This is a genomic window from Trichococcus flocculiformis, assembly GCF_963662535.1.
Classification (GTDB): domain Bacteria; phylum Bacillota; class Bacilli; order Lactobacillales; family Aerococcaceae; genus Trichococcus; species Trichococcus flocculiformis.
This window is the reverse complement of the sequence record NZ_OY759718.1, coordinates 1,867,426-1,879,472: the sequence shown is the minus strand read 5'-3', so window position 1 is coordinate 1,879,472 and position 12,047 is coordinate 1,867,426. Positions and strand designations below refer to the sequence as shown.

The following is a 12,047-nucleotide window of genomic DNA, read 5'->3' as shown; positions in this document are numbered from 1 at the left end:
ACAGAGCGGCCATCTAGTGACCTTGCGGGCCTCACAGGACCCCCTTAAAGTCTCACATTCGCTATTAAATTGTGCGATAGGATAAATCTCCAGAAAAAAAGCCCATGGTCAAAGAGACAATGGGCATAAAGTCATGATGAAGGCGCAGTACGCCTGATATGCTCCTTAGTAGTCTCTCTGGACTCTCGTTAAAGGAAATTCATTCTGTTGCTAAAATAATAACGCGCACAGTTGCTTTTGTCAATGCTGGCCAGGCGGATGCTGTGTTTTTTCTCGATCAAACTGGACACAGTCCCCTCAGCCGATGCGCATCGGCTTGGAACGGTCATCATGTCCGATGAAGGCCGTTTCCAATAACGGGAACCCGTACCGCGAAGCGTAGTTGCGGCACACAGACATAAAAGCGGCCCTTTTTCCGTCTAACTCGATTTGCGTGAAATGCCCGATGAGCATGCCGTTGATCTTTTCGAACGCGCCCAATTGTTCCAGTTGAGCCAAGCCGCTGCACATCGCTTCGTATCTGCCGCCTGCCGATTCGAGGACCAACACTTTGTTTTCCAATTCCGGCCAATAAGGGGTCCCTGCCAGCTTCAGGAAGCAGCGCAGATTCCCGCCTGCAAAAACTGCCGAAGATTGCTCAGAGGGATTATTTCCGCCTGTTTCGAACGTTTCAGTCCAGTCTGCATCATTTCGGCTGGATAAATCACGGAGGGCTTGTGTCTGGAATGCTTCCTCCCGGCTCACGAGCACTTTGGGATTATAGAGGATATTCTGGATGCCGGTTTTGGCTTGGATCGCATTCACGATCACGGAATTATCGCTGTATCCGAAATAAGGCTTGGGATTTCTTTTGATGATCCCGAAATCGAGATAAGGCAATATTTCATTGGCCAAATCCCCGCCGGATAAGTCAAATATCGCCTTTACGCTCGCGTTGGAGTAAAGGGACAACAAAGCCCCTGCACGGGATGCAGGGGCCTCAGTTTGCTGTGTCTCTTTATCCAGGAAAAGGACATCACTCATTACGGTCTCAAGGCCAAAATCATCCTTGAGTTTCCGGCTGAGCGACGAAACGATTTCCAACGAGCGATCATTATTCGTTAATCCGTTCGAACAGCTGATGAAGCCGATCGCATCTCCCGGATGCCACATAAAGATCACTACCTTTCTGTCAGACCAAGATATCTTGGATGGATAATTCCTGAAGTTCAGCAAATACTTTTTCGGGCGTCAATGTTTTCTTCGTTTCAGCGTCGTAATCGTTCATGATTTGACCGTGATGCAGCACCAGCATGCGGTTTCCGTATTGGATCGCGTCCTGCAGATTGTGGGTGATCATGATGCTGGTGAGGTTGTTGTCGATTACCTGTTGATTCGTCAATTCCAGAACCAATTTGGCCGTTTTCGGATCCAAGGCTGCCGTATGTTCATCCAGCAGCAGGATATCCGGTCGTTTCATCGTTGCCATCAGCAGAGCGATAGCTTGCCTCTGACCGCCCGACAACAGCCCGATATCCGAGCCCATCCGATTTTCCAGGCCTAAGCCCAATTTTTTCAGTTCCTCTTTGAAGAACGCTTTTTCTTCATGCGAAGTTCCGAAACGCAGCGTCCGTTTTTGGCCTCGGCGGTATGCCAAGGATAAATTCTCCTGCACCGTCATCCGTGGGGCCGTCCCCATTTTTGGATCTTGGAAGACCCGGCTGATGTAAGGCGCTCGTTTGTCTTCTTTGAAGAAGGTAACATTTTGTCCGTTTACGATGATATCGCCTGTATCAGGCAGGAAGTTTCCGGAAATGGCATTCAACAAGGTTGATTTGCCGGCTCCGTTGCCTCCGACCAAAGTGATGAAATCGCCTTGTCTGACCGTTAGATTGACGTCCTGCAGTGCGTTGACCTGATTGGGCGAACCAGGGTAGAACGTTTTGGAGACATGTGACATCGTCAACATCGCTTCCTGATTAGTCATTTCGCTTCACCTTCTTTCGCAATGAATACATGTAGTAGGTTTCCTTGATTTTCGGCAACGCCAAGAAGAAGGTCAACAATACAGCTGAAATCAACTTGAAGTCATTCGGGTTCATTCCCGCCTCCAATACCATCACCATGATCAGTCGGTACAGGACCGAACCCAGCATCAGGCAAACCAAACGCATTTTGAAAGAGACATTCGTGAACAATACTTCGCCGATGATGATCGAAGCAAGACCAATGACAATCGTTCCGATACCCATACTGATGTCGGCGTAGCCATTGTCCTGGGCGATGATGGACCCCGCCAAAGCAACGATCCCGTTCGAAATCATCAATCCGACGATTTTCATCGTGTTTGTGGAAATACCCAGCGAGCGGGCCATCGCTTCATTGTCACCCGTTGCGATGACAGCTTGACCGAATTCCGTTTTGAAGAAGATGACATAGAGCCCAATGATCATGACGACTACCAACAAGCCTAAGGTAATGGTGTCGAAATGTCTGGGAAGATTCATATTTTCGAAAACCGTGAAGATTGTATTCTTGCCCAACAGACTGATGTTTGCTCTTCCCATCACGCGCAGGTTGATGGAATAGAGGCCGGTCATCGTCAGAATACCTGCCAAAAGGCTGGGAATCTGCAGTTTTGTGATCAAAAAGCCAGTGATCAGTCCGGCTGAACTGCCGGCAATGATGGCAAATATAATCGCGATATACGGATTCGCTCCTAAAGTGATGGCTTGAACAGCCACAGCCGCACCGAGAGGGAACGCCCCCTCGGTTGTCATATCGGCTAAATCTAAAATACGGAAACTTACAAATAAACCAAGTGCCAGAATACTCCAGAGCAACCCTTGGGAGACGGCGGAAATAATCATGTTCATTAAATCTACTCTCCTTCTCCTACAAAGATGGCATTCTGTGCGATATCATCAGGAATCGTGATGCCCAATTGGTCCGCTTTTGCTCGATTGATGACCAGTTGGATCCCGGTCGCGTACTGTACCGGGTAAGTAGCGGGATCGGCCCCAGCCAGGATATCAGCCGCAACAGCACCCGTTTGAGTTCCCAATGCATATTGATTCAAACCGATTGTCGCTAATCCGCCTTCTTCAACCATTGTGTCCACAGCCGGGAATACAGGGATATTATACGCGTCCGCAACAGGGATCAATGTAGCCAGTCCGCTTGCGATAGTATTATCTGTCGGTACGTAGATGGCATCCACTTCGGAAGCAAGGCTTTCAGCGACTTGCGCGATATCGTTCGTTGAAGTGACTGTTTTCGTGACGGTCTTCAAGCCTAATGAAGCAGCAATTTCTTCAGCCTCATTAGCGGAACTGATTGAATTGTCCTCTGCTGATGAGTAAAGGATACCGACCGTTTTGACGTCAGGAAGCAATTGTTGAATCAAAATAAACTGATCGCGGGCCGGAGTCTTGTCGCTGACGCCGGTGATGTTGCCGCCCGGTTTTTCCATTGACTGCACAAGGCTGGCAGCCACCGGATCCGTAATGGCTCCCAAAATGATCGGAATATCGCTGGATGCGTTCGCCAACGCTTGTGCTGCAGGGGTAGCGATGCCGATCATGATATCCGCATCATTCGAAACGAACCGCTCCGCTATCGACTGCATATTGGACTGATCGCCTTGCGCATTCTGGAAATCGATCGTTGCTGTTTCGCCATCCACATAGCCGGCTTCTTCTAATTGGTCGATAATACCTTCCCCAATCTGATCGAGTGCCGGATGGGTAGTCAATTGCATAATACCGATGTAAGGCAAATCCGAGTTGATGCTGTCGGTGGAGCTTGCTGCAGAACCGTCCGAAGAGGTGTCCGCATTATTGCCCTCCGTATTGCCGCATGCCATTAATACTGTCGCTGCCATTAAGGTCAAGATGCTTGCGCGTACTCTGAATAATTTTTTCATTTCTGATTCCTCCAATTTTTCTGCTTCTTATTCTGTAAAAAGGTGATAAAAAAGCCGCCATCTGAACGAAGTATGGCGGCTGAATACAGAAAACGCCACACAGACCGATATTGTCTATGTGGCGGCTTAAATATCTTTAGTAATCCACATAGATACTGTTCAGATGTTTCATCTGAGGCTGTATCTACGGACAATCAATACGTCACAAAGAACAACCTACTCCACGTGGCTTTGCCAATCAAAAAAATTCATTTTGGAAACGCGTGTATATGCTGACATGATTGATTGCTCCTTTTATTTAGTGATAATTCAATAGTACCCAATGCAAAAAACAAAGTCAAGAGTTGGATTAGAAAAAGATGAGGTATTCTCATAAAACCTTCCATAAGCTTCGGATCAAAAAATAAACAAGCAAGGGAGCAGGAGGATCCTGTACCGTGCTTGTTCATCTATCCTTTGATATCTAATCTGTATTTTGTAGAACAAAGTAATGCCGAATTTCGAAATAATTCTTACCACTTTGATAAGTGGCAGTAATCGGCGTGCAGAAAAGAAGATGGCTATCCATTGGATAATGGCAGTATAATTTTGCGCATGCGGTTTATGATAAACTGAGCAAATCACCCTGCATTGGTTTGTATTGATTCATCCATTACGTACTCCATCCCCCCAAGGTTAGTGCCCATCACTATTACGATGAGCTTTTTTTCTAAGCGACATACCCCCAAGTCTCGATGCCGCGATGGATTCAGTTCGGAAAACACATTCCTTCTTTCCTGCAACACGGCACGACAATCGACTGGATAGGTTTTACTCAAGATTACGAAGGAACAATTAGCGCTCCATAATGGGAGGGGGATAACCCACCACCTTGAAGCCGGGTTCAGACGAATCAGACGGAAAGCGCTACCAATGGAATTCATGTTTCGATTACTTTTACAGTATAATGCACCCCACAGATAAAAGCAACTTTATTTCAGTAAAAGTTTATAAATTTATTTTTTACCGAAAGACCTACTGATTATCTACCTTGAAAATAGTTAGCTGACCCCTGTTCCGATAACAAAAAACAATCTAACTAGATCTCTGAAAACTCCATCAAAAACATCTTAAAATACCTATTTATAAGCTTTTGATTGTATTATCTTTACATTTTGTTCATGAGCAACGGTTTGTTTTCGTACGATTTACCGGACACAATCCGCAATCGTGTTTATTAAAATACGAAAAATCCATCAAAATAAATTAACTATCACCATCTTGTTTGTTTGGGTGGAAAACTAACGGTATTTTGTTTCATACCCATATCTCCCCTGATTCCGACAGAACGGAAGTCGAATGGTCGCCCTGCTCTTCTGGACGTAGTCTACCCAGTTTTTTCGGATTGGGTATTGTGTTATAATGTTAAAGCATATTCAGACATGCCCATAGGAGGTGCATCCATGTCTTTTGATGGTATTTTTACGCGTGCGATGGTGAGTGAACTGAACCGAGAGTTGGAAAACGGAAGAATCGGAAAAGTTCATCAACCCTTTCAGCACGAAATCATTTTAACAGTGCGTGCCAACAGAAAAAATAAACGCGTGCTGCTTTCTGCGCATCCTTCATACGCGCGGCTGCAAATCATTGAAGATTCATTATCCAATCCAGAGTCGGCTCCAAACTTCTGTATGGTGCTCCGAAAAAAACTGGAAGGTGCAATCATTGAGGGCATTCGCCAATTGGGCAATGACCGAATCGTCATCTTCTCTTTCCGGAACTTCGATGAACTGGGCGATCAACAGCAGTTGGAACTCATCGTCGAATTGATGGGGCGTCACAGCAACATCTTTTTGATCGACAAGGAGTCCAGAATCATCATCGATTGCCTGAAGCACGTGCCTTTCTACCAGAACAGCTTCAGGCCGCTGCATCCGGGAGTAGCTTACCAGCTGCCCCCTCATCAGGACCGTTCGGATTTGTTTGCGCTTGAACCAGAAGAAATCGAAAGCACCGTTGCCCAATTCGATCCTGAAACCCCTTTGCGGAAGGCTTTGCAACAGACATTCCAAGGACTTGGAAGCGATTCTGCGCAGGAAATAGCGCAGTATGCCACTGCAGAAAATCACTCAGTGACGGCCGCTATCCAGCTTTTCAAGGAAAGGCTGGAATCGGTGATGCCGACCTTGACGGACGAAAGCGAAAGGAAACAGCATTTTACGCCCTTCCCTTATGAAAGCCTGATCGGTGAAAAGCAGTCGTTCGCTACCCTCAGTCAGTTATTGGATGCTTACTATGCGGAAAAAGCAACACGCGACCGCATCCATCAAGTCGCTTCAGACCTGCTTCAGATCGTCAGTACCGAACGGAAGAAAAATCAATTGAAGTTGCAGAAACTCGATCAAACTTTGCTGGAAACCGAGAAAGCGGATGTTTTCCGGATAAAAGGCGAGATTTTGACTGCTTATCTGCATCAATTCAATAAAGGCCAACAAGAAGTTGTGCTGAATAATTTCTACGACGATGAGAAACCGATCGCGATTACTCTGAATCCTTCCCTTACGCCTTCACAGAATGCGCAGAAGTACTTTTCGAAGTACCAGAAACTGACTACCGCTGTGAACCACGTCAACGAACAGATCAGGCAGACGCATGCGGAAAACGAATACCTTGAAACAATCGAAACACAGATCCAATTATCCGATCCGCAGGACTTGGAAGAAATCAAGGATGAGTTGAGCGAATCGGGTTATCTGAAGCGCAAGCAATCACTGAAGAACAAAAAGAAAAAAGTCAGCAAACCTCATCGTTTCCGATCCACTGATGGCACCAGCATCCTGGTCGGCAAAAACAATCTACAAAACGATCAATTGACCCTGAAGACCGCCAAAAAGACGGATACTTGGCTGCATGCAAAAAATATACCTGGTTCGCATGTCATCATCGAGAGCAACAATCCGAGCGAGGAAACGATACTGGAAGCCGCCAACATTGCAGCTTACTATTCCAAATTCCAGAACTCAGCCAATGTTCCTGTAGATTATGTGGCCGTCAAACAGATCCGGAAACCGAACGGCGCGAAACCCGGGTTTGTCATCTATGAAGGCCAAAAAACGGTCTATGTGACCCCTGACAAAGAATTGATTAAATCCTTAAAAGCAGATTGATCTAATCGAGTTAAAAATGCACGCAAAAAATGCTCCCGGAATTATATCCGAGAGCATTTTTTGCGTGCGGTTTTCGTGGTTGTCGGATTAACGCATAGTATCCGACAGCCCGTACACAGACATTCCTGCTTTTGTCCGATAAACAAAACAAATGGGCATCCTCCTCTCAGGAAACCCATTCGCCTCTTATGAATAAATATATGACTTACCCTTTGTACCAGTTCTCGGGGTCTTTGCTCCAGTCTTTCAGCAAGTCCATTTCAGCTTCGGTGATGTACGAAGTTTCGTGCGCGACTTCCAAAAGTGTGCTGTAGTTGGACAATGTGTCGATCGCAAGACCAGCATCGGCGAAATTTTTTGTGCCTTTAGCCAATTCATAAGTGAAGATCGCAACGCAACCCAATACATTTGCGCCTTCCGACTCAGCTGCTTTGGAAGCTTCGATGACACTGCCCCCTGTGGAGATCAAGTCTTCGACTACGACCATTTTTTGGCCTTCAGTGATTTTGCCTTCGATTTTTCGGCCTGTTCCGTGGTCTTTCGCTTTGCTGCGGATATAAACCATCGGCAAGTCCAAAATGTCAGCGATCCAAGCTGCGTGCGGGATTCCTGCAGTCGCAGTTCCGGCAATCACTTCTACATCCGGATATTTTTCTTTGATCAGATCAGCCAGACCTTGGGCAATCTGTTTGCGCACCGCCGGGAAGCTCATCGTGACGCGATTGTCGCAGTAAATTGGGCTTCTGAGCCCTGATGCCCATGTATAGGGGTTCTGTGGGCTTAAGCTCACTGCTTTGATATCCAATAATGATTTTGCTACTTCTTTTGCTATCGTCATTTTACTCTGCTCCATTCCATTGGTTCTTGATTTCGTGATAGGCTGTAACCGGATCAGCTGCCTGGGTGATCGGACGACCGACTACGATAAAGGTTGAACCGATTTCTCTTGCACGGCCTGGTGTTGCGACGCGCTTCTGGTCTCCAACCGCACTGCCGGCCGGGCGGATACCCGGTGTCAAGCAGATAAAGTCTTCATTCGTGTGGTCCTTGATCATGCGCGCTTCCCATGCGGAACAGACGACGCCATCAAGTCCGGATTTGCAGGCGAGGTCCGCGTAATGCAGCACGCTCTCCTGCAAGCTGACTTTGATCAACTGTTCATTCTGCATCGCTTCTTCGGATGTGGAAGTCAATTGAGTGACTGCAATCAATTTCGGAACATCGCTTCCTGCCGGCGTACCAGCAACGAGGCCTTCTTTAGCAGCTTTCATCATTTCCGAACCGCCCGCTGCATGGACATTGACCATGTCTATATCCAAAGCGGCCAAGCCTTTCATGGCGCGGTGAACCGTGTTCGGGATGTCATGCAATTTCAGATCCAGGAAAATTTCGTGGCCCAAATCTTTTATCCACTTCACAATTTCTGCTCCATGTTGGTAATACAATTCCATACCCACTTTTACGTAAAGTGATTCGTCTTCGAATAACCGAAGGAAGTCCTTGATTTCTTCGCTTGTTGAAAAGTCCAATGCTATTATCGGTTTATCGTTCATTTAGTATGCCTTCTCTCACTTCATTGATTAATTCTTTCAGGCTGCTTATACCAAGTTCATCCATGCGTTGCGGAAGCTGTTCGATCAGTTTCGGGCAGACGAATGGATCTGTAAAATTGGCCATGCCGACGCCGACTGCGCTTGCTCCGGCCATGAACATTTCCAGAACATCATCAACTGTATAGACGCCACCCATCCCGATGATCGGAATATCGACTGCGCGTGCCACTTGATAAATCATGCGGATGGCTACCGGTTTGATTGCAGGACCAGACAGGCCTCCCGTCTTGTTTGCGATGACTGGTTTGCGTGTATGCAGATCGATGCGCATCCCTACCAGTGTGTTGATCATCGTAATACCGTCTGCTCCAGCTGCTTCAACCGCTTTTGCAATCTCAACGATATCCGTCACGTTCGGCGATAGTTTCACATAAACAGGAACCGTTGCACCTTGTTTGGCCGCGCGCGTGACAGCAGCTGCCATCTCCGGATCGGTTCCGAACTGCAATCCACCTTTGTGCACGTTTGGGCAAGAGATGTTCAACTCGATTGCTTTGACGTTCGGAGATTTAGAGACGGCCTTACAGACTTGGTAATAATCATCGACTGTATTTCCGGCAACGTTCGAGATCAACGGCACATCGAATTTTTCAAGCGCCGTATGCTTCTGTGCGACAACGACTTCAACGCCGGGATTCTGCAATCCTATGGCATTCAACATACCGGATGGCGTTTCCGCCAATCGCGGTGTGGCATTGCCTTTACGAGGTTCAAGCGTCGTTGCTTTCGTCATGATGGCGCCCAATAAACTCAAATCGTAAAACTTGCCGTAATCCTCTCCGAAACCGAAACATCCGCTCGCTGGGATGATCGGGTTTTTTAATTCCAACCCAGGTAAACTGACTGCTAATCGATTCATAATACTATCTCCTCTGCTCTGAAGACCGGTCCTTCGACACAGACTCTGTAATTATCGTAAGCGGATGTGCTGTTTTTCTTGTCGCAGACGCAGCCGTAGCATGCCCCAATACCGCAAGCCATCCGTTCTTCCAAAGAAAGGTAAGTGAGGCTTGGGTCGAATGTCTTCGAGACCGCCACCAACAAGCCTTTCGGACCGCAAGCGAAGACTGCGTCCGGCACAAAGCCATCCAGTTCATCGAAATATTGCGTGACGAAGCCATGTTTGCCGTAGCTTCCGTCATCAGTTGCGATGTTCACTTTGCCGAATGCGGCAAATTCCTCTTCATAGAAAACTTCGTCTTTGTTTTTAAAACCGAAGCAGCTGACGATGTTGACACCTTTCGCGTGCAACTGTTTCGCCAATTCATAAAGCGGAGGAACACCGATGCCGCCACCAATCAATAAAGCATTTTGACCTGCTGCGAGCATATCGATCGGATAACCGTTACCCAACGGCCCCAAGATGTCCAATTCATCGCCTGCTGTAAGCTTGCTGATGATGGTGGTGCCTTTCCCTTCGGTACGATAGATGATGACACACTCTTCTTTATCGGCATCGATTGCAGCGATGCTGATGGGGCGTCTCAAAAGCAGTTCATCCCCAGGGACCCGGATATGCAAGAACTGATCCGGTGCGCCCATCTCATTCACCAATGCACCTTTCAAGCGCAATTCGAAGATATCTTTCGCGATTTCTGTCTGACTGACGACTGTCATCATAGCTTGACTCATAATTATTTTCCTCCTTAATTTTGACAAAATAAGGTGATCTAAAAAAATGCAATGGAGCAAGCTTCAAAGCAAATTCTTCTGAGTCTCTCAGGACACAGTTAAAGAATCACCAATCTATTTGTTTACGCCTTGATTAATGTTACTTTTTCAATGCCATCCACTTCATCCAGACGGACGGAAATCTGTTCCGCTTGGGATGTGGGAATGTTTTTGCCGACGTAATCCGCCTTGATCGGCAGTTCCCGGTGGCCTCTGTCGATCAGGACCGCAACTGTGATCCGTTTCGCTCTCCCGAGATCCATCACTGCATCCATGCCAGCCCGGATCGTTCGGGCAGTGAACAGTACATCATCCACCAGTACGACATGCTTGCCGGCAACCGAAAACGGAATGTTCGTTTCATGCAACACCGGGTTCTCATTCGTTTCGCGGTGCACATCATCGCGGTAAAGCGTGATGTCCAACTCGCCCACAGGCACCTCAATGCCTTCAAAATCTTTGATTCGTTCCGCAATCCGCTGGGCCAGGTAGATGCCGCGCGTTTTGATGCCCACCAAAATCAGGTTCTTGGTACCATCGTTTTTTTCCAATATTTCATGCGTGATGCGGGTCAGCGCGCGTTTCATCGTCTGAGCATCCATGATTTCGATTTCTTCTGCCATCTCCACTACTCCTTCGTCATCAATAATAAAAAAAATACCCTTATGCATGTGGGCATAAGGGTACAGTCACGTGACGCTATACAAAATGTGATGCACCTTGTAGCCTCTCTGGACTATTTTAAAGGTTCCTTGAATATTACTGTAATGATAACGAATAGAGCCGTTTCTGTCAATCAGTTTTTGCGCAGTTCAGTTAATTTTTCGCTATAGAAGTCGGGCAATGGCGCTTCGAAGTGCATTTTTTCGCCCGTCTTCGGATGGATGAAGCCTAAAGTTGCTGCATGCAAATATTGGCCGTGACCACCGAGCGTTTCAGCCGGTCCGTACATAGGATCTCCGGCTAACGGATGGCCAATGTATTTCATGTGGACGCGGATCTGATGCGTCCGGCCGGTTTCAAGCCGCAACTTCAGTAAGGTGAAATCACGGAAACGCTCAATGACATCAAAATGCGTCACTGCTTTTTTACCACCGTCAGCTACGGTGCGCTTCTTGCGGTCGACCATCATCCGGGCAATCGGCGCATCGATGGTGCCATCCTCATGCGGAATGACGCCATGGACCAAAGCAAGATAGGCCCTTTCCATCGTGTGGTTCTCAAGTTGCTCCGCCAATTTTTGGTGCGCTTCGTTCGTCTTAGCTACGACCAATAAGCCGGATGTATCCATATCGATGCGGTGCACAATGCCAGGACGGATGTTGGCCGTACCATCAGATAGCGAATTTACGTGGAACAACAAGCCGTTGACCAAGGTGCCTGAAAGATGCCCTTTGGATGGATGCACAACCATTCCTGACGGCTTATTGACCACCAATAACGCATCGTCTTCGTAGATGACATCCAATGCAATGTCTTCGGGTGTAACGTTGATTTGTTCTGGTTCCGGAATCGTCAATTCCAGAAGATCCCCATCCTGGACCTTATAATTCGATTTGACGGCTTTATCGTTCACCATCAAGTTGCCGTCTTTGATCCATGCCTGAATTTGCGAACGGCTCGTACCGGTCATGAAATCCGCCAAGATCTTATCGATTCTGCCGGTTTGACCATCAATATTAAAAACGATTTTTTCTGTCATTTGAATCCCAC

11 protein-coding genes are annotated in these 12,047 nt (G+C 47.2%); 1 reads left to right on the top strand and 10 read right to left on the bottom strand.

From position 1 onward, the window contains the following. Nucleotides 1-297 precede the first annotated feature (297 nt). The 4 genes from ACKPCD_RS08930 to trpX are packed head-to-tail and all read right to left on the bottom strand — an operon-like array spanning nt 298 to nt 3,904. Nucleotides 298-1,152 carry an LD-carboxypeptidase gene (locus ACKPCD_RS08930; protein WP_321432991.1) on the bottom strand — a complete coding sequence of 285 codons (855 nt, stop codon included), beginning with the start codon at nt 1,150-1,152 and terminating at the stop codon, nt 298-300. A 19-nt stretch (nt 1,153-1,171) separates the two neighbouring features. Continuing rightward, nucleotides 1,172-1,966, bottom strand: a complete 795-nt coding sequence (locus ACKPCD_RS08925; RefSeq protein ID WP_086987983.1) for an ABC transporter ATP-binding protein — start codon at nt 1,964-1,966, stop codon at nt 1,172-1,174. Next, entirely contained in the window at nt 1,959-2,855 is an 897-nt protein-coding gene (locus ACKPCD_RS08920; protein WP_276641328.1) for an ABC transporter permease, read from the bottom strand. Before ACKPCD_RS08920 ends, ACKPCD_RS08925 begins: the two co-directional genes overlap by 8 nt. A 5-nt stretch (nt 2,856-2,860) precedes the next feature. Then, the gene (gene trpX, locus ACKPCD_RS08915; protein ID WP_321432990.1) at nt 2,861-3,904 is read right to left on the bottom strand and encodes a tryptophan ABC transporter substrate-binding protein; all 1,044 of its coding nucleotides are present in this window, start codon (nt 3,902-3,904) and stop codon (nt 2,861-2,863) included. Nucleotides 3,905-5,346: 1,442 nt separating this feature from the next. Between trpX and ACKPCD_RS08910 the strand changes: the two genes are divergently transcribed. Continuing rightward, nucleotides 5,347-7,050, top strand: a complete 1,704-nt coding sequence (locus ACKPCD_RS08910) for an NFACT RNA binding domain-containing protein (RefSeq protein WP_321432989.1) — start codon at nt 5,347-5,349, stop codon at nt 7,048-7,050. 205 nt (nt 7,051-7,255) lie between these two features. On the opposite strand, the gene pyrE is transcribed toward ACKPCD_RS08910, so the two are convergent. The 6 genes from pyrE to ACKPCD_RS08880 form a co-directional block, all read right to left on the bottom strand. Next, nucleotides 7,256-7,888, bottom strand: a complete 633-nt coding sequence (gene pyrE, locus ACKPCD_RS08905; RefSeq protein WP_086987980.1) for an orotate phosphoribosyltransferase — start codon at nt 7,886-7,888, stop codon at nt 7,256-7,258. 1 nt (nt 7,889) lies between these two features. Then, nucleotides 7,890-8,603: an orotidine-5'-phosphate decarboxylase gene (gene pyrF, locus ACKPCD_RS08900; protein ID WP_321432988.1), complete on the bottom strand. Its 714-nt coding sequence runs from the start codon at nt 8,601-8,603 to the stop codon at nt 7,890-7,892. Further along, the gene (locus ACKPCD_RS08895; protein ID WP_321432987.1) at nt 8,593-9,522 is read right to left on the bottom strand and encodes a dihydroorotate dehydrogenase; all 930 of its coding nucleotides are present in this window, start codon (nt 9,520-9,522) and stop codon (nt 8,593-8,595) included. Before ACKPCD_RS08895 ends, pyrF begins: the two co-directional genes overlap by 11 nt. After that, nucleotides 9,519-10,295, bottom strand: a complete 777-nt coding sequence (locus ACKPCD_RS08890) for a dihydroorotate dehydrogenase electron transfer subunit (protein ID WP_321432986.1) — start codon at nt 10,293-10,295, stop codon at nt 9,519-9,521. The genes ACKPCD_RS08895 and ACKPCD_RS08890 overlap by 4 nt, the downstream gene beginning before the upstream one ends. Before the next feature lie 122 nt (nt 10,296-10,417). Next, nucleotides 10,418-10,957, bottom strand: coding sequence for a bifunctional pyr operon transcriptional regulator/uracil phosphoribosyltransferase PyrR (pyrR, locus tag ACKPCD_RS08885; protein ID WP_086987977.1), 540 nt, complete (start codon nt 10,955-10,957; stop codon nt 10,418-10,420). Between the two features lie 173 nt (nt 10,958-11,130). Beyond that, nucleotides 11,131-12,036 (bottom strand): RluA family pseudouridine synthase, encoded by a 906-nt coding sequence (locus ACKPCD_RS08880; RefSeq protein ID WP_321432985.1) that lies wholly within the window; start codon nt 12,034-12,036, stop codon nt 11,131-11,133. Nucleotides 12,037-12,047: the final 11 nt, after the last annotated feature.